A 25073-nucleotide genomic window follows, 5' to 3' on the forward strand; every position below is an offset into this window, starting at 1 on the left:
CCGTTGTTTAAAATAGAAAGGACCTAACCTTTGATCAAAAAAGAGGTATCCGAAGATACCTCTTAAGTTTATAGTTGGCCTGAGAAAGCTTTTTGGGAAAGAGAGTTAAACAAAGTAGAATTCAATTCTTCACTCCCTGCCATTGAGTTCAAGGAAATCTGGCACTTATCATAGATCGCCGCAAATCTATTCTGCAAATCAACTGGCGGAAATCCAACTAATATATTCTGTAGCTTAGCGGGTGATGTGTGTTTCACTTTAGTTCCTGTTGAACTTAGCTGAATCTCAGCTCTAACTGAGTTATTATTAAAAAGGCACATCAAAAACGTTTTGTTAACGTACGAGTCGTTGAATTCCAACAGCCCAAGTCGCTGATTATGCAAGTATCTACCACCCTCACGAACTTCTAGGCAACTGCCCAATAGACCGGGAGCTTGCTCTGTCATAGCGACTAAAAGTGCCCCTTTTGAAAGAACGTACTCTTCGGGTATAGGGCCATCATAGTATTTTTGCTTATCTCCACGCTCACGAAAACCACCTTTTTCATGAAAATTACCTGGAGTCATAAGCACGTGTTCAGCACTTTCAACAAAAAACTGACTCTTGAACGCAAATCCGTGCTTTATTGCAGTGAAATCACCTATATTGTTCTGTTTCCATTCTTTATTATTTATGATCGGATCACCAAACATGTCCAAAAACACGCTGCGCAAAAACTCATCGGCAAGTTCAATGGCTTGCTTTCGTTTCTGGCGAATCGCATCGGCTTTATCCAAAATTTCAGCTATGCGTTTTTGTTCGTCTAGTGGGGGGAGTGGGATCTGAAGCTCTCGAAGCTGATCAGTTGTAAGATTCTTAAATATTGCCCCAACAGCACTCGAGCTCAACTTTTGCTTTGTATAAAGCATAAACTGGTATAAGTAATCTTTATCTATTTTACTTAAATCCAAATCACGAAGCCCAGCGAATCCATCGTGTATACATGCATCAACAGCTAATATACATGGCTGTCCAGGTTGTCCGCTCACCGCGACAATAAAGTCACCACTCTTCATTGGACGACTCTTCGTAGCCCCTTCTTCGGTCAGAGAATCAATTCTAGGGGTAACTATTTTTCCATCACGAGTTACATCTCCCACCATCAATCTAGGTACTGTTCCACCATAGTATCTAGGATCTCCTTTGGGACGAGGGCTACTTCCCCTAACAATTTTACAAAGTGAACCTAACTTCACCATTGGCCAACTCATAGCATCGACTCCAATTCATTTAAGTCGGCCAAAATCTCGTTTTCTAGAGTTTTGAGTTTGCTCAGAATCACTTTCGGTTCTTCATAGCTTTCTTGCTCGTACACTACGTCTTTGTAGCGGTTGATGGATAGATCATATTTGTTCGACTTAATATCATCTTTCGCTACCAAGAAAGCTTTTTGTTTTTTGTCTGACCATTGCTCTGTTGACTCTCCCGCCATCACTGCTGCCTGATACGCTTTGTACTGCTTAACGAGGTCTGGTAAATCGTTATCTTTGATTGGGGTACGCTTATCATCTAACGAACGACCGTCGGCTTCCACATCATAGAACCAAACGTTATCGGTACTGCCACCTTTGGTAAAAATCAGGATTGCGGTAGACACACCTGCGTATGGCTTAAACACGCCACTTGGTAGTGAAATAACCGCTTCTAACTGGTTATCTTCAATTAGGTGTGCACGAAGCGCTTGGTGCGCTTTAGAACTACCGAATAGCACGCCGTCAGGGACAACTGTTGCGCTACGTCCACCAACCTTCAGCATGCGTTGGATCAGTGCAACAAACAGCAACTCGGTCTTTTTAGTTTTCACGACTTTTAAAATGGCAGGATCGACGTCCTCTTCATCTAGGCTACCCTTAAACGGCGGGTTGGCTAGGATGATATCGAAGCCATTTTTCGCCTCATCGGGGAAGCGTTCAATAAAGCTTTGGCTTAATGTGTCTTGGTAGTGAATATCCGGCTGTTTTACACCGTGCATCACAAGGTTCATTGCAGCAACGCGCAGCATGGTTGAGTCAAAGTCAAAACCGTGGAACATGTCGTAATCGATATGGGCGCGATTTTCAAGCTTGTCACCTGCGTACAAACAATTAAATACCGGATTACCGTCAATATCTAATACTGGCTTGCCTTCTTCGTCAAACGCTTGCTCTTTCTCGGTGCCTTCTGGTGAAGAATATTTCTCTAACAGGTATTCGTACGTCGATGAAAGAAAGCCGCCAGTACCACAAGCAGGGTCACAAATGCGGTGTGTTTCTTCAACATCGAGCATTTCGATCATGGCTCGGATGATATGGCGCGGTGTACGGAACTGACCGTTAATACCAGCGGTGGTCAATTTTGAGAGCAGGTACTCGTATAAGTCACCTTTTACGTCTTTGTTTTCTAAAGGAAGGTCACTGACCAATTCAACGGCTTTAACTAGCAAGGATTGCTTTTGAATCATTAACTGAGCATCTTTCATAAACTCAGCAAACAAGGTGTCATCGCTGGTCAGCTCTTTAAAGAATGGAAATAGCTCGTCTTTAACCAATGGGTAAAGCTTTTCCGCACCTAAGTGACGGAAGTTTTCCCAGCGGATATGTTGCTTGTCCACCTCTTTATCTTCGCTCATAGGGAAACGACGTGCGAATGGCTTACCTGTTCGAGCGCTACGTTTTTCATCGTTACGCTCATTCATGTCTAGCATACGGGCGTACATCAAGTAAGTGATTTGCTCAACGACGGTTAAAGGGTTGGTGATACCACCGGTCCAAAACTCTTCCCATAGCTTATCGATTTGGCTTTTTAGTGCACCTGATGTAATCATTATTCATTCTCTTAGTTTTTCGCTTGACTGCTTGTTTAATTCTTCGGCAAAGCTAGTTCGGGAGCAACCAACGGCGTATTCAGAGCCTTAATTCAAGGCCTTCATTCAAGGTAGTAGCCGCTGGTTTTTAGTGGTTGTAGTGTAATCAGCTTGCTGGCTTAACCAAAGGGCTAATTCACGGCTTTCTCGACGCTTGATTGTTTATTACCCAAATGCACGCTAAAGCGACGCACAAATTGCTCAACTACATCTGCTTGAGCTGGGTTCGGGAACACACCGTCTAATCCCGCATCGTCAATTTGATTAAATGGTGCGTCATAAAGAGCTTCAATATCAACGCTGCCATAACGACATAAGTGATTCTTGAGCATGCCGATAAAACGCTGCTGTCTTGCGTTCAAGTGAGTATGAACTTGTTGAACGAATGCGGTAAATTCATGCTCAATTTGTTGTTCATCCATCCCTACAATCGTTCGTAAAATTTGGTCCAACTCTGCTGTTGATTCAGGGAAGAACTCTTTGAGTGTATGTAAATCCACATTTGGGTTTTGTGTATGCACCAGTGCATTCAGTGTTGATAAATCAGCTTCTGTCACCGCTTGCCCGCCACGTATTTTCCGTAGCACAGTGTTAGATTCAAACAGTGGCGTAAGTGTCTTTTCAACTTCTTGACGATAGATCTCGTAATCTACAGTGATGATGTCGGTTTTAATTTCTTGCGTTTCATACAGCCCTGAATCTTCTTGCAAGTCAATAATGGGCGTTTTCGGTGCAGGAGGCGCTACGCCTTTATCGCGCAAATGAATAACCGTGCGTAAGTTATGACGACATGCTTCTACCGCAAAATAATCGGCATCACTCAAATAGTTGGGTTGTTGAATCTGCTTGATCGTTGCCGCTTTACTACGCACTTCATTTAGATGCATCGACAGACTGATGACCTTGTCTAAGATCGGCGGCGCCTCTAACTCAACTTTACTTGGCTGCTGCAGTTTGGCGAGTTGCAATTGTAAGAATTGCAGGTCTAAACGCAGCGCTTCACTTTCACCAGTAGTCTTCTTCCACTGCATCAGAGACGCCATTTCATCAAAGAGTAACGCTTTAGTATCTGGCGCCATCTGCATTAACCGTTTTTCTTCACTCAGCTGTGCTTTTAGTTTCCATTTCTCGCGTACCGCGATGGTTTTATCGTTTAGAGAGTCAATGTCTGCCTTAATCTGCGGTATAACGTCGGCAAAGATTTCCATCTCCGCTTTCTTAAGCGCTTCGACGGCAAGCACTAATTTGGCTTCAAATACTTTTTGCGCCAAAGATTTACTTTGCGTTCCTTCATCCTCATCTGGGTTCATTTTGAAATGCTCAAAGTTGCCCCAGTGGTCGAAGATGAGAAAGTGCTTTTTATCTAACCCTGGCCCGTACAAGTTTTCACATAAACGCGTACCACGCCCTACCATTTGCCAAAATTTCACTTTTGATTTGATAGGCTTAGCAAAGACCAAGTTAACACATTCAGGTACATCTATACCGGTGTCTAACATATCAACCGAGACGGCAATGGTAACTTCATCATCGTTACCTTCAGTACTTTTGAAGTTGTCGATAAGTTCTTCTGCTCTCTCATATTTTGAGTGGATAACTCGGCAGAAATTTCCACCCATATCTGGGTACATTTCACTAAACAACTCAGCTAGCAGTTCGGCGTGAGCTATGTTTCTTGCAAAGATAATCGATTTACCAGGAAGTTGGTCATCCACATCTTTTAAACCCTTTTCCATTAGGTTGCGGATGATTGCTCGGTTGGTATCTTTATTGAATATGGCTTTATCAACCTGCTTCGCATCGAAATCCAGAGTGTTTGGATCAATACCTTGGTCTTCTAGTTCTGCAATCTGCTCATCCGTCAGTTCGCTTGCCTTAATGCCATCACGTAAGAATTGAGTTGTGTGAGTGACGACTTTAAATGGAACTAAGTTTTTCTCTTCAATCGCTTGCTCAAGTGGGTAGTTCGCCGTGGGCATTTTGTAGTCACAGCCGAACAACTGACTGGTTGAGCGCGAAATCATCTCAACAGGTGTCGCGGTTAAACCTACTTGTAATGCATCGAAATATTTGAATAGCTCGCCGTACTTGTTGTAAATCGAACGATGCGATTCATCAGCAACAATTAGGTCAAAGTGACCAACATCATACTCTTCATAATTTTGGATCATGCCCGGATAGGTCGCGATAACAATACGCGCCTTTGAAGCTAGTTCTTTCTTGCTTTTACCTTTGATGAAAAGCGGCTCTTTAGTGTGCTCATTAAACGCATTACCTGCCTGTTTACGTAGCTCTTTTCGGTCACATAAGAACAGAATACGTTTCGCCCAACCTGCATCTAACAAGCGCTTGGCTAAAGCAATAGAGACTCGCGTTTTACCCGTCCCGGTTGCCTGTACAATAAGTGCCTTTCGATGCTTGTCTGAAAACCGCTCGCAAATGCGGCTGATGCTTTCCATTTGATATAAACGACCCGCAACTTTTGTATCAATGGGTGTGCTGTTTAGATCTTTCTTTAACTCTCGTTGAAGAATTAGATATTGAAGGCTGTCTTTTGAGTAATAGCCAAAAATCAGTCTAGGTGCGTAACCCTGAGCATCATCCCAAATATAGATTTCGTAGCCGTTAGTGTAGAAAATGACTGGGCGCTGGCCGGTACTTGCTTCTAGAGCGTCTGCATATAATTTTGCTTGCTCACGACCTGCATTAGCATCTTTTCGAGTTCGTTTAGCTTCAATGACAGCCAGTGGCTTTCCATTGTCATCCCACAGAACATAGTCGCAAAAACCTTTACCTGTTGTAGTAGGCTGCCCATCGACTTCATACTCTTTTGACACCTGTTCCGTGCTTTCATTATCAAGAGCGACATCCCAACCTTCACTGCGTAATTCAGCATCAATGAGACGCTTACGAGTTTCGGCTTCATTAAAGTCAAAACTGCTTTTTAGTGACAGGGTATTAGTGCGAATTTTATCGGCTTTAACGTGGTCAGTTTGCTGCTTCAGCTGAGCGGCTTGTTTCTGAGCTTCTAACTGCGCTTGCTTTACTTCTTCTAATTCTTTTAGCGCTTTCTTAAGAAGATCGTCATTTTGGTTAAGCTTCTGCTGTAACAGTTTGTTCTTTCTCTTGAACTCAGCTTTAGACTCTTCACCCGTTGGTGCATTGTCTGGAACAGTAAATTTAGGGCAACCTTCTATATCACCGTCGCCATAGGCCATATAGAGCCAACAACCAATAAAGTAAGACTCTTTCAACAACCAAATCGAATCATGTTGTGAGACTTTCCCTTCATGGGCAGCCTTGTTACCCCCCTTGCGAACAGCGTGAAACTTATCAGCAATGGTTTTGTCAACAACCGAAGTAAAAGCGCCACTGACAAGTTTGTCGTGCATTGAAGCATTGGGAGCAACAGGTAGGTGAAGTTCTTGGTATAGGTAACCAACAATTTTTTCAACATAACAACGTAGCTTAACGAGAGCACTTTGCGGATCAACAACGGCGTACGTTTCAGCAAAAGCACCAAGCTCAGCTAACTCGGGCCACTGTTCTCTTAAATGTTCAAAATTCATAGACTTCTTCACCTTTCTGTCTCCTAAGATGAGTGATACTTTGCAACGTTTACGCCAATTTCAAACTTGGTTGTTTTTATGATTCTAAATTGAGCGTTTTCAGCCAGTTATTCAGCGTTTGATGATTATTTAGACCTAACGATTTTGCAGCTTTAGATTTGTTTCCAGCAGCATAATCCATCGCAGAATCAATTGCACTTTTCTTTATATTATCAATATGTTGCTGAAGGTCACCAGGAACCCTAAATTCACCATTGTTCGCCGAAGTCAGGTCACGACTTATTATCGCGACCTCCAAATCTTGTTTAGTGATCTCTTTACCTTCCGACCATAATACGGCTCGGTTTAATGTGTTCCATAGCTCACGAATATTACCCGGCCAGCTGTATGCTTCTGCAAATTCTATTGCAGACTTGGAAATATTCTTACTCTCAAATAAAGGATGAGTCTTCATCTGCTGGTTTATCTCGATCATCAACTCTTCGATCAGGAAAGGGATCTCTTCTGAACGCGCCCTTAACGAAGGCAACTCAATCACTCCAACGGCTAGCCGATAGAAAAGATCTTCACGAAAAGACTCGTCAGAAACCATTTTAAAAAGGTCACGGTGTGTCGCAGCGATAATCCTCACATCAACACTTTTCGTGGCAACGTCTCCCACCTTTGTAATTTCCTGCTGCTGCAATGCCCTAAGTAATTTAACTTGAACGGCTAAAGGGAGTTCACCAACTTCATCAAGAAATAATGTTCCACCATTTGCTTGCTCAAATAGACCTGCATGATCTTGGTGTGCCCCTGTAAACGCACCTTTTACATGACCAAACAAAATGGAATCAACCAAATTTTCAGGTAAAGCACCACAGTTAACAGCTTTAAATGGCTTATCAGCACGAGGACTGGCTTTATGAATACCTTTTGCCATCACTTCTTTACCGGTACCACTTTCTCCGAGTAGCAAAGCTGGTAGATCAGCATAAGCCAATCGTTGCGCTTTCTTGATGACGTTCTGCATGACAGTAGATTTGGCCGTAATCGAATCAAAAGCACTATTGAGAGACGGTGTTTTTGAAGCAAGTTGAGCAATAGCTGTTGACGAAGATTTTTGATACTCAGCAGAAAAGTCTACAGGTACATCAACTTCGATTAACTGACCTTGTGGGGTAGTTTGAACTAACTGACATTTCGCAATACTCTTTCCAAGTAGAACAGAAACGACTGTCATTGCAGGCGTACCAGAGGTCAGGTTTAGAAAAATACCATCAGCCTGATCAGAGACATAAGCCAGTTGCTTGTGCATGACTTTGGTAATTGCAGTGTAATCAATTGGAGATGACAACCTGATACGTTGAATCTTTACTGAAGTATTGGAACGCCCGGCACAAGCAAGTTTTTTTTCAAGCCACTCTTTGTAATCATGCCATTCATCTTCCCATGTACTAGCCAGAATCACGACATCATCAATTGCTGGCGCTTTTAACGCAATAGTCGCAATTGAAGCTGTTTTATCTAGCTTCATCTGATCAAGGTCTGTTCTTCCAAGCCAACTAAGCAAGGTTGCCATTCTATCTTCCGTAATTATCTTTACTTATTGATAAATACTTTACAGCAATAGTCTCTTAGTTGATATTCAACTGCTCTAGTTTCCGCGTATAACCACAATTTTTATCTGCATTTTTTCTATATGTCGAACAACTCCAGAACTGACCGTACTTGCCATTTCTTAGCTTCATCTCACTTCCACAACGCTTGCAGAGAGGGCGAATGTCGCCACACTCTTCGTTGATGCACTTCTGAAAGCCAGGCTTAGTTGTACTGCTCATCGGGCTGCCACAGTGGCTACAAGGAGTTTCTTTGTGTTTGCAGCGAGGATAAAACGAACAAGACAAGAACTTACCGTAACGACTAACACGCTCTTTCAAAACGCCGGTCTTGCAACTGTTACAGGAAATTTTTTCAAACAGTTTCTGTACAAACGATGCATCAAATTCATCGGTATCTACGAAATATTTGTTCTTTATGAGTTCGACAACAAAATCACTGACATCAGTCATATCAGCTAATAGGTACGCTCTATGTTTTGCTCTGGTTAAAGCAACATAAAAAAGACGTCTCTCTTCAGCAAATTCGTAATCATCACCTTTAGGTAATAACGCGTCCACCAGCGGAGGGGTTACTTTTTGAGACGGAAAGCCGTGCTTACCCGTTGTTAATCCCGTAATGATTACATAGTCAGCTTCTTTACCCTTAGAGGCATGGAATGACTGACAGGTAATTTGTAGTGATGGGTATTGTCTATTAATTTCTTGAAGCTGAGTATAATCAGGCATTTGATGCCAAAACCTGGCTAGGAGATACACCTTATTCTGCGCTGGTTTACCTGAGGTATGAACGCAAGCCAAAACAGCATTAAGCGCTTTTTCTAGGGGAGATACACCTTGTTCATTTCTGCCTTGTCTGAGGATCGATACAGCAGGCTTGTTAACCTTAATAAGGGACTGAATGTCTTTTTTAATTTGTACTGGGTTTCTGGTGACAAATTGCGTTGCCACATCTCCAATCGCACTATTAAAACGAAACGTTAAGTCCAATTTTGTTTCCGAAGTCGCACCGAAATACTCAACAAAATTAGTAGTCAGCTTAACGTCTGCGCCACTAAAGCGATAGATAGCCTGCCAATCATCCCCAACGCAAAATAGTGACGTACCAGGCAGTGAATCACGCAACGCTTTGACTAGCCTAGCTCTGGGCTCTGAGATGTCTTGAAACTCATCTACTAAAATGTATTTCCAGGACGAAACAAACTGTCCGGTTTGGACATACATCAATGCTTTACTGATCATGTCATTGAAATCTATCCACTGCTTTTTACGAAGAAACAGCTCATACCGATTGTGTAATGGATACAACAGCTCTAATGCTTTCTCTGTTTGCTTAGGATCGATTGAATTTCTAATGACGTTCTCTATCGCAACATCATCAAGACAAGCTGCTTTGTACATATCCACCAAAGCACTAAACAATTTAGCCAATTCTGTTACTTGGCCTAACTGGCGTAGATTATTAAGTAAATCCTGGGGCGGGATGGGGTTGAATTCGACTTCACGCTCCAACAATTTATGTTCAAGCACCTGAAGAAGCTTTCCAACTTTATGTTGGTGGTAGAACACCTCAACATAACCAGTCTGGTATTGCTTGTGCGTTTGGCGTTTCCATTCAATCGACTCTTGATAGCGATCTTTATCAATCCACGGGGCTGTATTACCGTGCTCATCAGTACCGTAGTATTCAATGTAAATATCGTGGTCTGGTAAATAAAAGTCTGGGTGATATTGACGATATTGATCTGTACTTACGTTAAATCGATAGCTCGCCTCATACTCATAATTAATTCCGTTTCTAAATAACCAGTTAGCAATGACAACCTCACCGTAACTCTTTACCTGATCCCCTTTCAACGAACGGATGTCATTATCAGTTAAGTACTGTAAATACTCACCTTCACTTTGAAACTCAAAAGGATTCTTATCAACAAAATAATACGAGCTGAAGTACTCAAGTAAAGACTCACGGTAGCCATCATCAAGCATGAGTTGCTCTAGGTTATCGTTCATCCATTTTGATTTAGCTTTAATGTCGTCTTCAAATGGGGATAGGTTTGGTTTTGAACCTTCGACTTCGGCGATAATTTTCATACCTAAGCTATGGAAGGTGCTGGCTCTCACGTCATCAAAACCCAGTTTGTCTTTGATGCGCTCGTCCATTTCCTTAGCTGCAATACGCCCGTAAGCCAGTAGCAAGATATCATTTGCAGTCGCTTGATCACTATTAATCAGATACCCAGTTCTACCAACCATAACACTCGTTTTACCGGTACCCGCCCCGGCTAAAAGCAGATTGTTGTCGTTATCCGTAATACAAGCGATTCGCTGCTTCTCTGTTAACGGATTAGATTCGACGTTGTCGAAAAACATTCCGTATTCTGTTAGCTGATTTTTAACGTAGGCATCGCGTATATTCTCAATATCTGACGGCTTCCAGGCACAAATTACATCGAGTGTGTGAGCGACCTGTTGGGCTAGTTCGCTTAACCCTAAAGCTGACCGCCATCCCTTCCACCTTTTCGCTTCTTTATTTGCGATGGTTTGAAAGCTTCGAGTTTCAGACGTTCTAATAAAACTTGCGGCAGAGGCATTTTCCACTTGGTCCAAAAATGGAATCAGTTTCTGAGCGTTACTGTTGGCCCAAAAAGGAAAGAAAGTGTGTTTGTGTCGATGTGTAAATAGGTAGCTCAACATCGGAACGGACAAACCGGCGTTATTTGTTTCAAACGACAAAACGCCACCTGAAAAGCCTAATTTGGCTACTGGAGGAGCAACTATCGTATCCCACTTGTACAACGTTTTTATATTGTCTTTGAAGATGGTAATACCGTCTTCGTTAACGTTTACCTGTTGTCGCTTGCCAAGAAGGTGTGCCAAAAAGTTGGTTTTGAGGAGAAGTTTCGTCATTAAAAATACAATCGCAAAGTTGGAATGATAACGTTATATGCAACTGTAGTTTACATGACAAAGTATGAACTATAGTGATCTACATCGGTATTGAAGGGAATAGAGCTCTGACTTTTATCCAGAGCCCTCTGAAGGTATTGAGCAAGTATTCAATTAGCGTCCTTTAAATAACTCGCCTCGATGATAACGAAGGTATGGTCTGTGATCCGGCATGATTCTAAATGCCATATCTTCCTTCAAACCGATCACATCCGGGGACTCCAAGTAGCTTGAAATGAGTACCTTTCCGTGATCATCAAAGGAGATAAAACGCTTTATCTACAACAGCGTTTCGTTGTAATAGGAGGTATTTTCAGACGTAAACTGACCCATATATCAATCTCATTCGTTGATACATGAGTCGGTTGGATATGATGATTTGACTGGGGTTGCTGCGCGTCATTACGTGAGCAAACTAGGGTTCTGCCTTTGAACGTAACACCGCATTAATCTAATCAAACCTATGGGGTCAAGCAAACGCCAAATGAGACAGTATCTAGTTCCTGACCTCAATTCGGCTTTAAACCCTATCAGATATGTCAGAGCTTAACCATCCAACACTTATCTGTCTTAACGAAACACTTGCAGGGAAATGTCCGTCTCGTTTACTCATCTTTATTAATATCCAACTTTTTATCACACCAAGCCATGATTTTCTCTGCATAGATAATAACAACACCAACACCTAGCATAAGAAAAATATAGAGCCATCCAAGCCAGTAAAAAGGCTTTGGCACATTCGGAGCTATAATTGCAGCTATGCTACCGAACGACAGTAGCGAAAAAACAACTTTCCAGAATAATTCCTGCATAGTGAACCTTTAACTCAGTTAATAGAACACCCAAGCTAGCATGTCTTATTTATTTCCAAAATCAGCATGTAGCACCACTTAACCCCACTCAAACGCTCAAAGTCATTGCATACGAAGGTATGCGTAAAGGAGAAATGACTTTTCATAACTGTAAATGTTATCTGCTCTAGAATTAGCTCCTTCGCACGTCGGTCACAAGTGCGAAGAAGCTCAACATTTTAGTCGTTACAACCAACACGATGCTGAATCCAAGCAGATATATCAGAGCTTAACCACCCTACACTTCTTGGTCCTAGTGAAACACTTTCAGGGAAATGCCCGTCTTTCATCCAACTGTAAATTGTACTTCTGCTAACTCCGACAATTTGCTTAACTTCTTCTAAGCGCAATACTCTTAAATCTTCCATATCAATCACCTGTACACCGTAGTGCTTTCCAATAATTAAGTACTGTTTACAGTATTTAACTGCCGGTATTCTTCGCACAACTGACTTAAGGAACAAACTAACTGGCGTTTAATCTGTACATTTAGCATCGTGATGGTTTCCTTTTAACTTCCAAATAAAACCAGCATAAAACTATGTGCAAAATTTCCTAAATGCGTGATACAAATATCAGGAATACTAAAATCACGATATAACCAATTGTTTTAAAAGAAATTTAAAATTGATCACGGGAAAATTAGATGAAGCTATGGCATTTAGCAATGCAATAATTAGTCACATATGAGATGTGCATCACAAAATAAATCAAAAATTTAAACCGAGGAGAACGTTATTAAATGAAGCGTAGGTTCGACGAACCACGAACCGAAGTGTTAAATGAATTTTTATGTTTGCTTGTTCCAAGCCCTAATTAAACATTATATTTCCCAACAAATAAACGAACAAAGTATTTTACTAAGCAACGAAATTAATTGTTGCTAGTAAGTCGACCTAGTATTATTCCTGGTAAAAAATCACCCATAAAACCAACACAAGTACTTATAATCAATCAGTTAAAAATACAGAATTGACTTCAACTATTTCATTACATGTTCAATTAAAACAATGTCGGTATATAGAACTAAACACACATCGTATATCAAAGAGATAGATATATCGCTCTCGACTGATTTAAATGATAATTTTGGTGATTACCTTATTGCGGTGCGCGCTGACAGCAAACAATACATTACTTGAGTAACTATCTAATTTAATGTCGTCAACTCAACCACCTCAGTATAGGTGACTTACTTTCTCACTTAAATGCAGTCAGAAATTTGGGCAACATCACTCACATCATAGGTGCGACCTTTGTGCTGTGCTACCCAAAGCCGTTAGAAAAGCATTGTCATTTTTGCCTACAAAAAAGCAGTAAAGTTAATTTCATTAAATCTACTACTTAACGAATGTAGTAACAAAAAAGCATGCTTTTTTGTACTATATAGATACTAGTACAAAAAGACTTGCTATTTAGTTCTATAGACTCATTCTTTATCTACTGAAAACTTTATTAGCGACATTTAGATTTAAGTTGATGAACTAGTCGTGCCTCACTGCTGTTGTGAAAATTGCCAATAGCAAGATATCTATGGTAGGTCACTCCATAGTATCAAAGCGTGTAAACCATTTTTCTATAGAGCCCCAACGCCCCTAGTGCTGAAACAAGACCTAACAAGAAGTCGCAATGGATTTTGGAACTACAGTTTTAATGCTATTTTAATTATTGTTAGGTTAATTAAGGAAAGGACATGCTTGACGGTTTGAAAGAACTTACTTTATTCATATTAGCTATCATACTTTTGTTTTTAGGATGGGCTTTTTCTGGTGGTTTCACACCACTTGACATATTAGTACCATTGGCAATCGTGGTTCATTACATCTGGGATTTTAAATTTAAAAATAACAATCAATGAGACTTAACACACTAATTAAGGGGATATTATGTGGTTTTCAGTAATTATAATTTACTCTGTATTTCTCTATTCTAAATATAGGAAAGGCTATTTCTACTTATCGAAACCCAAAAGGAGTTTACCCAATGACGACTCCATATCAGAAGATGATCGTAGACATTCACTCAATCACACATTATCACTAGGTAATATTTACTATAAAAAGGACTAATAGTTTTAAAGTTCTCTGGGATGACCTACTTGTGACTGAAGCACGCAAAACCAATATTAAAAATTGTAGCTATTACCCACAGATGAAACCCATGCGTTAACGGTCTAGTTATTGAACTAGACCGTTAACAGAGCCATGAATTACATTTTGAAATATATGAGGGCTTGTCTAAAACTCCCCCATTAAGCGTTTGTACTCCACGTCATCTTCATACATCTTGTGGAATACTTTATATTTTGCGTCATAGAATCGCTTAATCTTTTCAGTTTGTGGCATTACGCTCTTACTGATGCGGCTCATGGCATTCATAGCGTCTGGGATATCACTGTAGAAGTCAGCGGCTACAGAGCCGAGCATTGCAGAGCCCAGCAATACGGCTTCGCTTTCTTCAGGCAACAAAATCATACAGCCAGTGGCGTTAGCATGTTCCTGTAAGAAGACACTATTCTTAGTACCACCGCCGCAAGCCATAATGGTATCAATCTCGTATCCAGCTTCGTTCATCACTTCAATGATATGACGTGTACCTAAAGCAATACCTTGTAACGTTGCAAGATATTGCATCGCCATATCATCAATAGTTTTCGACATTTTAAGGCCAGTAATAGTGCCAGTTAAATGAGGATTAGCACGTGGCGAACGGTTGCCATGAAAGTAAGGCAACACATGAATATCTTTCGTCAAAAAAGCTATATCTTCTTTGCTACCAGCAAGTTCTAACAAACGGTTATTAAGCAATTGATAGATGGTTTGACCCAATTTATCAGCCTGCTCTTTAGCTCTGTCATAGATTGGATGTGAAGTAATAATGTGGTCAATCAAAGCACCCGTTGCTGATTGCCCACCCTCATTAAGCCAGTAACCAGGTATCATTGCACCGTAGTATGCCCCCCAAACCCCATCGATAAAACGTGCCGTTTTTGATGCCGCCATATGGCAAGAAGAGGTTCCACCAATCAAAGCCAAACGTTTATTGAAATCCGCTTTTTCACCCGTCATCCCCGCAGCACCTAATACTCCTATACCACCAGCATGTGCATCGATGATTGAGGTACCAACAGCTGTTCCGGCTACCAGGCCCAGATCATCCGCCGCATGAACCGTTAGGCCATCCCCGACAGGCTGACCCATTGGTAAAATACGATCGCCAATTGATTGGGCGTTATCTTCAAGTAAGTCTTCTAAACCTATCAGTTCAAAGAAACTCTTATCCCACTTACTTTCGTGACCAAGGTAAGTCCATTTACATACAGTTGAACAAAGCGATCGACTAGCATCAAAGGTAGCTTTCCAAGTCAGGAAATCTGGTAAGTCAAAGAAATAGCCTGCTTTAGACCATGTATTGGGCATATTTTGTTTTAGCCATAATAGCTTTGGTGTTTGCATTTCTGGCGAAATACGGTTGCCAACATATGCCAACACTGGGTGTTCAGTAGTGTTGATGCGGTCTGCTTGCGTGATAGCACGGTGATCCATCCACATCACAATATTTTGTTCACTACGACCTGTTGGGCTAACTGTTAAAGGTTCGCCTTTGTTGTCCAATACAACAAGCGAGCATGTAGCATCAAAACCAATGCCTTTTACTTGAATAGGATCGATATTCGCTTGTGAAACGGCGTCTTTTACTGCCAAACATACACACTGCCAAATGTTTTCTGAAGATTGCTCAACGAAGTCTGCTTGTGGCTTAAACATTTGGGTATCACGCTTCGCTTCACCGACTTTACGCCCATGAGCATCGAATACGCCAGCTCGTGCACTACCACTGCCTACGTCAACACCGATAAAATAAATACTCATATCCTTCCCCGTTAAGCCTTATTTTTTTGTAAGAAGATAAATAGGATCAAGATGCCGCCCCACAGCGCCATAGTGAGATAACTGCTCACTCCCAGTAAATTAAGACCGCTTTCTAACGTTTGCAGTACAATCAGTGCTAAGCCAATACCAATAATGCGTCCAAAACCACCATCTGGATTGATGCCACCGAGCACTGAGGCCAAAATCGCAATTAATAGATAAGACTCTCCATAACCAGCTTTCGCTGAGTTGAATTTTGCCATCATTACAATTGCGGCCGCCCAACATAGAATTGAAGAGAGCGCATATACATACAGTGTGGCTTTTTGAGTATTGATGCCTGAGAATCGTGTGGCTTTCTCGTTAGAGCCCATCAAATAAATCGTACGACCAAGACTTGTATGCTCAAGTAAAGCCCACAATCCCATCGCAAAACCGACAAACAAGATAAGTGGCATAGGGATGCCCATTAACGAGCCATTACCTAGAACCAATAGTGCTTCAGGGAATCCTGAAATTACGCTGCCACCCGAGATAAGGACATTAAGGCCATTGATCAACGTCATCATGCCCAAAGTAGCAAGAATTGGAGAGACTCCAACGTAAGCGATTAATGCTCCGTTAAGAAGGCCAATTACTACTGCTGTAATCAGACCACCCGCCAGTGCTAATACCAACATCGCAGAGCTATCTGGTGCTTGGGTTATGATGCTCGCCATAACCAAGCCACATGCATTTGTAGTAGCGATGATCGATAGGTTAATACCACCAGTCAACATACATACGGCCATTGCCAGTGCCAGCAAACCCAATAGCGGCATTTGCGATGACATCGATTGTAAGTTGCCAATTGAGAAAAATGCTTGACCGCTGGTAAAGCCCATCACCACCAAAATACCAACTAAAATAACCAACAAGTAACGAATGTTCTTATCCGTTGGCAGCTTTAAACTATTTAGAACCTGTTCCATTATGCCCCCTGCGCTGCTTGTTTTTTCTCATTAATCGAGGTCATGCTAATACTGCAAACAATAATCAAACCCGTCACAACGGTGTGCCAGTAAGAAGGCACGCTCAATAGTGTTAAGCCGTTTTTCACTACCGCTAACAAAATCACACCTAAAATCACACCGAATAAGGTTCCTTTGCCTCCCGTCATACTCGTTCCACCAAGTACTACAGCCGCAAGCACAGTAAGCTCAAAACCCATTAAAGAGTTTGGCGCCACCGATTGAGTAATTTGTGTTTGAACTACTGACGCAATACCCGCTAGCGCTCCCATGTAACCATACACAAACAAATTGATGCCAAAGAGGTTTATACCGATACGGCTCGCGGCATCAGCATTTCCACCCACAGCGTATATTTGACGGCCTAAACGCGTTTTCGACATTAAAAACGACGTCAGCGCAATCATGGCAATTAAAGTCAGAATTGGCAGTGACAAGCCATAGTCATAACCATCGCTTCCAGTGAAGCTAAATAACTCAACACCATCCATAAACCAATCAGGGAAACCATATAGCCACTCGCCATTGCTAAAATAAATCAGTAGGCCGAAGAACAGGTTCAACGTGGAAATGGTTATGATGATCGCCGGTACTTTAAGCTTATAAACCAATGTTGCGTTAATCATACCCAATAGCACACCAACCAATGCGGCAATACCAAAGGCAATCATAAAGTTACCACCAATACTTAGAATGTATGTGGCCGCAACATATTGAGCAATTGCTGCCGTGGCGGGAAATGAAATATCAATCCCACCAGCAATAAGTACTACAAATAGACCGCAAGCCATGATGCCAAGTAACGCCGAGCTTACTGACATATCGAAGATATTACCTAACGTAAGAAAGTCTTCTGATGTCGCGGTCAGTACCGCTACAATCAGTACGATCATTACGGAGAGATAGAATTCGTGACGCTTACTAAACGAAGCCAATTGGCGCTTAAATTGATTATGCATTGACAGCCTCCATGATTTGTTGCTCTGAGCAATTAGTCGGTTGGAAGTCATGGGTAAAACGTCCTTCTTTCATCACAATCACTCGGTGACTGTTGTAAAACACTTCAGGGATTTCATCACTCACCATAATGATCGCCATACCACTTGCAGCAAGGTCTTTGGCAATGTTGTAGATGGCTTCTTTGTTAGCGACATCAACACCGACTGTCGGTGAGTCAAGAATCAGAACTTCGGGCTCTGCCGCGATCCACTTGGCAATCGATATGCGCTGCGCGTTACCACCAGAAAGGCTAGTGACAGGTAATTTTGGATCTGCAACTTTGATTGATAGTGATGAGATAAGCTTTGCCACTAGCTTATTGGCTTTAAGATGGTCCAGTACACCAGAAGGCTTTTGTAAACGCTTTAATACCGAAGCAGTAATGTTGTCTTGAATCGACTGGTCCATGACTAATCCAGTTGACATGCGGTCTTCTGATACATAACCAATCCCTTGTGCGATCGCATCACGATTGGAGCTAAACGACGTCGGTTGACCATTAATTAGGATCTCGCCGCTGTCAGGCTTATTCATTCCAAATAATGCCATGCAAAGCTCGGTACGGCCCGCACCAAGTAATCCAGTAATGGAGACGATTTCACCAGCACGAACCGACAGCGATACATCATGATATTGACCTTGTTTAGTCAGGTTTTTTACTTCTAGCTTCACATCACCTTGTTGTTGGTATGGCGCTAAAGGCGAAAATTCAAAACGTTGACCTGTCATTAAAAATGCCAACTCGTCGCTATCCACTTCATCGGCTTGATAGGTACCAATGGTACGGCCATCACGGATAACGGTAATGCGATCAGAGATCTCCATCACTTCGTCGAGCTTGTGGCTAACAAAAACAACGGTAACTCCTTTCGATTTTAGATCCGCCACAACTTCGATCAGGTGATTGACCTCAGTACGAGTTAACGATGCGGTCGGCTCATCCATGATCATTAGCTTGGCGTCAGACGCCATCGCTCGACAAATTGCTACCAATTGACACTCTGCAATCGAAAGTTGCTCTACACGCTTATCCAATGGTAGCTTCACGCCTACTTTCGCCATTGCTTTAATCGCAATCTCTTCGATACGCTTTTGCTGAACTAATCCCTTTGTCCACTCAACATGATCTTGAATAGCTATGTTTTCTGCGACGGTAAGGTTAGGGAAAAGCGATAAGTCTTGATAAATAACTTGAATGCCATGTTCAATTGATTGTTGCGGATTTAAGCGTGGGTATTTTTTACCTTCAAGTAGAATTTCGGCACCTTTTTCCGGCGCATGGACACCTGAAATAACTTTGAACAATGTGCTTTTACCACAGCCATTCTTTCCAGCTAAACAGTGTACTTCGCCTTGGTTGAAGGTTAGGTTAATACCATCCAAGGCTTTAACAGAGCCAAAATGTTTTGACACCTTCTTGAGGGTAATGAAAGGAGTAACAGACATATGAATTTCCATAAATCATGGGGTAGAATTGCACTACCCCGAAGTTATTACTTGTTATAAGTAAAACATTAACGAACTTGTCAAAGTTAACGCTTAGAAACCAAGTTGACGTGCGTTTGTTTTATCGACTTCAAGGATCTTATTAAATTTCACTACACGTTTTTCAGTATCGATTTCAGCATCACCCAAACCTTTAACGTTTACGCCATCTGTTACTGCTTTGCCATCCAGCATTTGTTTTGCAACAGCAACCATCGCATAGCCAGCATCGGCAGGGTTCCACAAGTATCCTTTATCAATCTCGCCGCGCATCAAGTAAGGTGCAGCTTGGCTTGGCATTAAGATACCTACAACACTGATCTTATCTTTAGCTCGTTTCTTCTTAATCGCTTCCCCAGCACCAATGCCACCTAGAGAACCATAAGAAACAATACCTGCCATATCAGGGTGAGCCTTCATCAAGTCGTTGGTCGCTGCGTATGATTGATCGATACTTTCAGCAACAGGCATGCGGCTGGTCACTTCATACATTTCTGGGTAAGTTTGCTTTTGGTAATCTATTGCTAAATTTGCCCAGTTATTATGTAACGGCACAGTAAGTGAACCTACGTAAACAGCATATCCACCTTTCTCACCCATATTTTTTGCAAGCTCATCCATCGTCACTTTCGCATAGGATTGGTTATCAATAGTTTCGATATCCCAATCAGCTCCGTGCCCGTCCGGAGATTCGTGAGTTAAAACGATAATGCCCTTCTCACGTGCCTTCTTGAATACCGGCTCAAGAACCGTTACATCATTTGGCACAACCGTAATTGCATCGACACCTTTAGCAATCAAGTCTTCAATAATTTTTACTTGTTGTGCTGGATCTGGTGTAGAAGGACCAAGTTGGCGTGCGTTAACACCAAAGTCATTTGCTGCTTGTTCAATACCTTTGTTCATTTGGTTAAACCAAGGAATACCAGATACTTTAACGACGTTTACAATTTCATAGTCTTTAGCGTGTACACCTGCAGCAGCAAGAGCAAGAGTTAGTGCAGCAGCTTTTAGTAATACCTTTTTCATGTCCATCAATCCTTTTTATTATGTGTAGGGTTCAATAAAATTGACGAATACATGCTATCTCATAGTTCAATACAAAAATTACCGCTCACAACCAAACCGTGACACAGACACAGTAATGTTAATTTCGGCGATCGATAATGTTAAATGGTGGTTAAAATCACACGTCGAGGTATTTAAAAAACGGAAAAATACGATAATCACAACAACTGCGCAACGTTACGGTAACCTTGCATTTTCATATTTTGCCGTGGAGAATGTTAGGTGGAGAGTCAGATTTCAGTGGCTAATATTAATGAGTGTTTTATTGGTAAAAACCAGACAATGGTCACTATGTATGAGGCGGAAATTCAATATTTCTTGTATAGGGACGTAACGATTGCGGGAACAATGTTATTGAGAATTGATAAATACATTTAGGGGGTGTAATTAAATAACGAATAGTAGTTAAGTTCGCATGGCACTCAACATGATTAGAACCTGCGTAACCATTTCTAACTACGTTGAGCGTATTACAGGTTCAAAATTCGGTAAACTTCTATTGGAATATAGTTGTCGTTAAAGTGGATTAGTCAGGACGCAATCTGTCACTTTTCAATCAAGGTTTAATCAGATCTCACAGATTACTCTATCTCATTTATACCCCTTTCCCTACAACCCGGCATGGGAATAAGGAATTGCTAACGTGGATGTCTTCATTTGGCAAAATATCACGAGTAGGCATTAAGTGCTCAGGAACGTATGGTCTAGGCTTGCTTCGCTACATGCAAAGCAGCGGCATCGAAATATTGGAAGTGACAGAACCATATAAGGTTGACCGAAGAAAGCGAGGCAAGGATGACACGATAGACGCAGAAGATGCTGCATATAGTCAATTGCGTACAGTGACACCAAAAGCACGAGACGGAATGGTTTGAATCATTAAGAATAATTAAAGTTGCCGTAAACAGCTGTAGCGGCTCGCACTGTTGCCCTTCAAATGATTAGGACGAGTATTATCTCTGTCCCTGATGAACTACGAGATGCATTAAGACATATGACTCGTATGACCTTAATTCGTACCCTCGCATCAACAAGGCCTGATTTAACTGCCTACAGAAACATCTCTAGCGCATACCGAATCGTATTTAAATCATTAGCTCGAAGATACCTTTAGCTGCATGACGAGATTGAGGACTTAGATACGATGATTTCTTCTATCATTGACACGCTTGCACCTGAATTAATTGAACAAAAAGCGGTTGGATATGAATCTGGGACACAATTACTAATAACGTTAGGTGACAATCCTGAACGTTTAAAGTCGGAATCTAGTTTTTCCGCTTTGTGTGGTGTTAGCCCTATCCCTGCATCCTCAAGAAAAACCAATCGACACAGGCTTAACCGAGGTGGAGATAGAGCAGCTAATAACGCGCTTCATATTATTGCGATAGGAAGGCTTAGGATCGAACTGCATCCGAAAAATCATGTAAAAAAAGCGAACTGCTGACGGGTTGTCAAAAATGGAAGCGAATCGGTGCTTGAAGAGGTACATCGCACGTGAGCTTTATTATCTCTTAAAGAATAGAAACGCCTTGATCAACGGTACGTAAATAACCACTTAACTATTAGAACTGCATCCGTAATAACTGATATTCCTATATAGCCAAATAAAGTTGGGTATAGTGAGGATAATTTTTTTGGAAATTTTCACCTGGCGCAAAATGGTAAATTTGGTACCAGCCTGTATGCTAGATTCCAGTAAACACGGTGGAATATTGGAGGTTTTATGGGCTCGGTTGGTAGACGTGATCCAAGTGAATACATAGATGTGGTTTGTGAGGTGTTCTATGACTATTCAAGACGTAAAAACGGCGTTAGACCTATAGTTGGTGAGGTTTTCCCTCAATCGATGAAAGTAGAGTGTGCAAAAGAGATTCGCAAACTTGCTTTGGGTACTCATGTACGACTTTCATGTGTAGAAACCAAAAAAGAAGGTAGTCGACCATTTTTATATAGTAGCTACAAGTGGAGTTACGAAGTAGTCAGTTAAGCGAGGTTAAATATGGCAAAGAAAAAGCGCTCATCCCCTAAGAATTCTCGAAAAAAGTTCGCTGGCAAAAACGAGAACAGTATTAATAAAGGCTCTGCTTACGGCGAATTAAAGGCGGGCAAACTATTGCTTCACACCTCCGGTGATTATAACCGTAACCCAATTGAGGTTAGAAAGGCTCGAAATGCAGCAAAGAAGCGAGCCGAAGACTTTGGCAGCTTGTTTGATTAACTTTCTTACTAATAAAGGAAAATGTATTAATGTCTTATTCAGAATTTTTAGAACGTTGCTATGAAAACGAGAATAATCGTTCAGAGGATCTATTGTTTCAATTTGCAGCGGTAAGATTTATTGAAGAAGTCAAAGGAACTGAGCACCGTTATTGTTACTACAAAAATGCCACTGAATTTTTAATGCTTTGTGCTACGACAGCCCATGAAATCAATGATTTAATAGAAGATGAATGTGAAAGGCAGGGGCTAATTAAACTCATCGAACAGTCATTTAAAGAGACAAGCGACCTAACGAAATCAGCAATAGAGTTGATTGAAAAGGAATTTAGTAGCTGTTTTCTAGCAGAGTTTGAATACGCTGATGATATTCTAAAAGAAGAGTTAATCGAATATTTTGAAAAGATTGCAAGAGCGCACAGACAGCAGGAAGTCATTAGGAGTGTAGAGCCAGTATCAGCTGCTGGATAGTTTAGGCTTCAATAAACGTTAATGATAATAGAGTGAATTCGATGAGAAGACATGGTGCAAGTAAGAAAGTACTTAAGGCTATTTCACAAGCGGAAAAACTGGGTCGTTCAAAACGTCTTAATCCCAATTCAATGTCTGCACGTAAAATTCAATTGCATGTCCGTAAAGGGGTCACAGTAAAGGGGGACGTCAGCTGCACCGTATGTAGTCAGTCATATGGGATCATGACGAGGTATAGAGAATCTAACATTGGGCCTGTAATCCTATGTACAACATGTAAAGTAAAAGTCTTTGAGGCTAATTTTGGTCATGCTGATGCGATGCCCCTAAAAATCGACCATGCACACGCATGGAGGGATTAATCGTTTTAGCAGAGTTTGTGATTAGCTGAGGCCAGAACAGATGTTCCTTTAATGCCAAACTAGCTGACCACTATTTTCAACAATAATCTGCGCTCTATTATTAAAGACAGTAATGATCTGCTCCAGTGAGACTGGACACTAGGCTAAGCGACTTTTTCCATACTTTTGGTTATTGATGATTCACTAATTTAGTAATTTAGTAATTTAGTAATTTAGTAAAGTCACTGAAACAGAATTGTTCAGTTTTGAGTCACAATGTCAACAGAACGTGTGTACGATTTCATCGTGACTTGTCAGCAAAGTTGTAAGAACAAGTATGAGCTAGTGCAGTTAAAGTATGTGACTTATACGTTGCATTTGCACTCCCATGCAACTAACCCACAACCTTAAGGCTCTTTTTACCACTCATCGACAAGCTTCCTGTTGCAGCTTCTTCAATATGATCACTCCACCACGCCATTAGAACTTTACGACGTTCAAGGTAGTCAGTGCGGTTGTATGCGCTTCTCACCTTATCTCTATCAACATGAGAGAGCGCAGCTTCAATAATATCTGGATCGAAGTTTTGCTCATTTAGAGTGGTACTGGCTAATGCGCGTAAACCGTGAGAAGTTTGCCTGCCCTTCATACCCATTCGTACTAATGCTTTATTTGCTGTCTCTTTATTGATGTGGTTGTGGTTGCTTTTATCTGCTGGGAAAATGTATTCACTTTCACCCGTTATGAGATCAATTGTTTCTAATAGGTCTAAAGTTTGTTTTGTTAAAGGAACAGTGTGTACTCTTCCCTTTTTCATTCGTTCAGCAGGAATGATCCAAAGCATCTTTTCTCTATCAATTTCATCCCAACGTGCCCCGGCCGTTTCAGCCGGTCTTGTCATGGTGTGAAGTTGCCACTCTAGCAAGCAGCGAGTGATAGGTTTAATTGACGCGTAGTTGATTGTTTTGAGAAGTTCAGGAAGTTCATCAGGAGTTAACGAAGCTTGATTGGTCACCTTAGCTGTTTCAAAGGCTTTACCAATACCTGCGAGCTTGTTGTGCTCAATAACACCTGTGTTTACTGCAAAGGTCATTATCTCATTGAGATTGCGACACAAGCGCCCTACTGTTTCTAATTTACCTTGATTCGCAATAGGTTTAATTGTTTTAATCGCTTGAGGGGCTGTAATATCGCTAAGTGGACACTTACCTAGATCCGGCAAGAGGTACTTTTCTATTCGTTGTTTTAACTTTTTAGCCGTTTGCTCTTTGACGCTTGTTCTCTTCACTTCAATCCAATCATCAAATACCGACTGTAACGTATTCGACAATTCTAACTGTTTTTCTCTAAGAGTAGTGTCACGGTGCTCTTTAGGGTCAATACCATCAGCAAGTAGTTCTCTCGCTTCAATAGCTTTGGTTCGAGCTTTAGCAAGCGATACAGATGGGTATTTACCAATACTGAGGTTTGCTCGCTTACGAGTAATTGGACGGTAATAGTTAAAGAGCCATAATTTGGAACCATTGGGCTTTATTCTCAATGCAAGACCATCACCATCGAGCAGGCTATATTCCTTTTCTTTTGGTTTTGCTTGTAAGATCTGAGTCGCTGTTAATGGGGTTGTTTTCCTAGCCATAGTAACATCACCAATCCGTATTTCCTGTAGTGTTACTAACAGTGTTACTTTAAACGGTGGATTTTACAACACATCATCGGTTCTCTTAGGATTATGAAATAGCTAAGAGACTGATAAAAAAAG

Annotated in this window: 18 protein-coding genes and 2 pseudogenes; 5 read left to right on the forward strand and 15 right to left on the reverse strand. The window is 41.3% G+C overall.

From position 1 onward, the window contains the following. Positions 1-68 precede the first annotated feature (68 nt). The 9 genes and pseudogenes from L3V33_RS12635 to L3V33_RS12675 all read right to left on the reverse strand — a co-directional run bounded on the left by L3V33_RS12635 (position 69) and on the right by L3V33_RS12675 (position 12216). A complete protein-coding gene (locus L3V33_RS12635) occupies positions 69-1250 on the reverse strand; it encodes a restriction endonuclease subunit S (protein WP_237290522.1) in 1182 nt (393 codons plus the stop codon). Further along, the gene (locus L3V33_RS12640; RefSeq protein WP_237290523.1) at positions 1247-2842 is read right to left on the reverse strand and encodes a class I SAM-dependent DNA methyltransferase; all 1596 of its coding nucleotides are present in this window, start codon (positions 2840-2842) and stop codon (positions 1247-1249) included. Before L3V33_RS12640 ends, L3V33_RS12635 begins: the two co-directional genes overlap by 4 nt. 170 nt (positions 2843-3012) lie before the next feature. Beyond that, a complete protein-coding gene (locus tag L3V33_RS12645; protein WP_237290524.1) occupies positions 3013-6450 on the reverse strand; it encodes a DEAD/DEAH box helicase family protein in 3438 nt (1145 codons plus the stop codon). Between the two features lie 76 nt (positions 6451-6526). After that, positions 6527-8011, reverse strand: coding sequence for a sigma-54 dependent transcriptional regulator (locus L3V33_RS12650; RefSeq protein ID WP_237290525.1), 1485 nt, complete (start codon positions 8009-8011; stop codon positions 6527-6529). 55 nt (positions 8012-8066) lie between these two features. Beyond that, complete coding sequence (locus L3V33_RS12655; protein ID WP_237290526.1) at positions 8067-10958, reverse strand: UvrD-helicase domain-containing protein; 2892 nt, start codon at positions 10956-10958, stop codon at positions 8067-8069. Between the two features lie 153 nt (positions 10959-11111). Next, a pseudogene (locus L3V33_RS12660) lies at positions 11112-11267 on the reverse strand (HNH endonuclease); the annotation flags it as partial. Positions 11268-11517: 250 nt separating this feature from the next. Beyond that, a complete protein-coding gene (locus L3V33_RS23250) occupies positions 11518-11661 on the reverse strand; it encodes an AlpA family phage regulatory protein (protein ID WP_346730225.1) in 144 nt (47 codons plus the stop codon). Then, the gene (locus L3V33_RS12670) at positions 11603-11809 is read right to left on the reverse strand and encodes a hypothetical protein (protein WP_237290528.1); all 207 of its coding nucleotides are present in this window, start codon (positions 11807-11809) and stop codon (positions 11603-11605) included. Before L3V33_RS12670 ends, L3V33_RS23250 begins: the two co-directional genes overlap by 59 nt. Before the next feature lie 218 nt (positions 11810-12027). Next, entirely contained in the window at positions 12028-12216 is a 189-nt protein-coding gene (locus L3V33_RS12675; protein ID WP_237290529.1) for an AlpA family transcriptional regulator, read from the reverse strand. A gap of 1325 nt (positions 12217-13541) precedes the next feature. Here L3V33_RS12675 and L3V33_RS12680 point away from each other — a divergent pair. Then, the gene (locus tag L3V33_RS12680; protein WP_237290530.1) at positions 13542-13706 is read left to right on the forward strand and encodes a hypothetical protein; all 165 of its coding nucleotides are present in this window, start codon (positions 13542-13544) and stop codon (positions 13704-13706) included. A gap of 379 nt (positions 13707-14085) precedes the next feature. Here the strand turns inward: L3V33_RS12680 and L3V33_RS12685 are convergent, their stop codons facing one another. The 5 genes from L3V33_RS12685 to L3V33_RS12705 form a co-directional block, all read right to left on the reverse strand. After that, positions 14086-15720, reverse strand: coding sequence for an FGGY-family carbohydrate kinase (locus tag L3V33_RS12685; RefSeq protein WP_017065553.1), 1635 nt, complete (start codon positions 15718-15720; stop codon positions 14086-14088). Positions 15721-15731: 11 nt separating this feature from the next. After that, a complete protein-coding gene (locus L3V33_RS12690; RefSeq protein ID WP_102436239.1) occupies positions 15732-16691 on the reverse strand; it encodes an ABC transporter permease in 960 nt (319 codons plus the stop codon). Continuing rightward, positions 16691-17689 carry an ABC transporter permease gene (locus L3V33_RS12695; RefSeq protein WP_237290531.1) on the reverse strand — a complete coding sequence of 333 codons (999 nt, stop codon included), beginning with the start codon at positions 17687-17689 and terminating at the stop codon, positions 16691-16693. The genes L3V33_RS12690 and L3V33_RS12695 overlap by 1 nt, the downstream gene beginning before the upstream one ends. Continuing rightward, the gene (locus L3V33_RS12700; RefSeq protein ID WP_016800862.1) at positions 17682-19175 is read right to left on the reverse strand and encodes a sugar ABC transporter ATP-binding protein; all 1494 of its coding nucleotides are present in this window, start codon (positions 19173-19175) and stop codon (positions 17682-17684) included. The genes L3V33_RS12695 and L3V33_RS12700 overlap by 8 nt, the downstream gene beginning before the upstream one ends. 93 nt (positions 19176-19268) lie before the next feature. Next, the gene (locus tag L3V33_RS12705; RefSeq protein WP_016790618.1) at positions 19269-20243 is read right to left on the reverse strand and encodes an autoinducer 2 ABC transporter substrate-binding protein; all 975 of its coding nucleotides are present in this window, start codon (positions 20241-20243) and stop codon (positions 19269-19271) included. A 581-nt stretch (positions 20244-20824) separates the two neighbouring features. Here L3V33_RS12705 and L3V33_RS12710 point away from each other — a divergent pair. The 4 genes and pseudogenes from L3V33_RS12710 (at position 20825) to L3V33_RS12725 (ending at position 22973) form a co-directional block, all read left to right on the forward strand. Then, positions 20825-21832, forward strand: a pseudogene (locus L3V33_RS12710) (transposase). Positions 21833-22008: 176 nt separating this feature from the next. Then, the gene (locus L3V33_RS12715; protein WP_016790616.1) at positions 22009-22272 is read left to right on the forward strand and encodes a hypothetical protein; all 264 of its coding nucleotides are present in this window, start codon (positions 22009-22011) and stop codon (positions 22270-22272) included. Between the two features lie 12 nt (positions 22273-22284). Then, the gene (locus L3V33_RS12720) at positions 22285-22503 is read left to right on the forward strand and encodes a hypothetical protein (RefSeq protein ID WP_237290532.1); all 219 of its coding nucleotides are present in this window, start codon (positions 22285-22287) and stop codon (positions 22501-22503) included. A gap of 29 nt (positions 22504-22532) precedes the next feature. After that, complete coding sequence (locus tag L3V33_RS12725; RefSeq protein ID WP_237290533.1) at positions 22533-22973, forward strand: hypothetical protein; 441 nt, start codon at positions 22533-22535, stop codon at positions 22971-22973. A gap of 735 nt (positions 22974-23708) precedes the next feature. Here L3V33_RS12725 and L3V33_RS12730 read toward each other — a convergent pair. Beyond that, positions 23709-24950 (reverse strand): integrase domain-containing protein, encoded by a 1242-nt coding sequence (locus tag L3V33_RS12730; RefSeq protein ID WP_123322082.1) that lies wholly within the window; start codon positions 24948-24950, stop codon positions 23709-23711. Positions 24951-25073 lie beyond the last annotated feature (123 nt).

The sequence above is a fragment of the Vibrio sp. A2-1 genome, from assembly GCF_021728355.1.
GTDB classification, from domain to species: domain Bacteria; phylum Pseudomonadota; class Gammaproteobacteria; order Enterobacterales; family Vibrionaceae; genus Vibrio; species Vibrio splendidus_K.

Coding starts and splice junctions, on each gene's coding strand:
- L3V33_RS12635 (WP_237290522.1), bottom strand. CDS start 1,250: ATGAGTTGGCCAATGGTGAAGTTAGGTTCACTTTGTAAAATTGTTAGG.
- L3V33_RS12640 (WP_237290523.1), bottom strand. CDS start 2,842: ATGATTACATCAGGTGCACTAAAAAGCCAAATCGATAAGCTATGGGAA.
- L3V33_RS12645 (WP_237290524.1), bottom strand. CDS start 6,450: ATGAATTTTGAACATTTAAGAGAACAGTGGCCCGAGTTAGCTGAGCTT.
- L3V33_RS12650 (WP_237290525.1), bottom strand. CDS start 8,011: ATGGCAACCTTGCTTAGTTGGCTTGGAAGAACAGACCTTGATCAGATG.
- L3V33_RS12655 (WP_237290526.1), bottom strand. CDS start 10,958: ATGACGAAACTTCTCCTCAAAACCAACTTTTTGGCACACCTTCTTGGC.
- L3V33_RS23250 (WP_346730225.1), bottom strand. CDS start 11,661: ATGCAGAGAAAATCATGGCTTGGTGTGATAAAAAGTTGGATATTAATA.
- L3V33_RS12670 (WP_237290528.1), bottom strand. CDS start 11,809: ATGCAGGAATTATTCTGGAAAGTTGTTTTTTCGCTACTGTCGTTCGGT.
- L3V33_RS12675 (WP_237290529.1), bottom strand. CDS start 12,216: ATGGAAGATTTAAGAGTATTGCGCTTAGAAGAAGTTAAGCAAATTGTC.
- L3V33_RS12680 (WP_237290530.1), top strand. CDS start 13,542: ATGCTTGACGGTTTGAAAGAACTTACTTTATTCATATTAGCTATCATA.
- L3V33_RS12685 (WP_017065553.1), bottom strand. CDS start 15,720: ATGAGTATTTATTTTATCGGTGTTGACGTAGGCAGTGGTAGTGCACGA.
- L3V33_RS12690 (WP_102436239.1), bottom strand. CDS start 16,691: ATGGAACAGGTTCTAAATAGTTTAAAGCTGCCAACGGATAAGAACATT.
- L3V33_RS12695 (WP_237290531.1), bottom strand. CDS start 17,689: ATGCATAATCAATTTAAGCGCCAATTGGCTTCGTTTAGTAAGCGTCAC.
- L3V33_RS12700 (WP_016800862.1), bottom strand. CDS start 19,175: ATGTCTGTTACTCCTTTCATTACCCTCAAGAAGGTGTCAAAACATTTT.
- L3V33_RS12705 (WP_016790618.1), bottom strand. CDS start 20,243: ATGAAAAAGGTATTACTAAAAGCTGCTGCACTAACTCTTGCTCTTGCT.
- L3V33_RS12715 (WP_016790616.1), top strand. CDS start 22,009: ATGGGCTCGGTTGGTAGACGTGATCCAAGTGAATACATAGATGTGGTT.
- L3V33_RS12720 (WP_237290532.1), top strand. CDS start 22,285: ATGGCAAAGAAAAAGCGCTCATCCCCTAAGAATTCTCGAAAAAAGTTC.
- L3V33_RS12725 (WP_237290533.1), top strand. CDS start 22,533: ATGTCTTATTCAGAATTTTTAGAACGTTGCTATGAAAACGAGAATAAT.
- L3V33_RS12730 (WP_123322082.1), bottom strand. CDS start 24,950: ATGGCTAGGAAAACAACCCCATTAACAGCGACTCAGATCTTACAAGCA.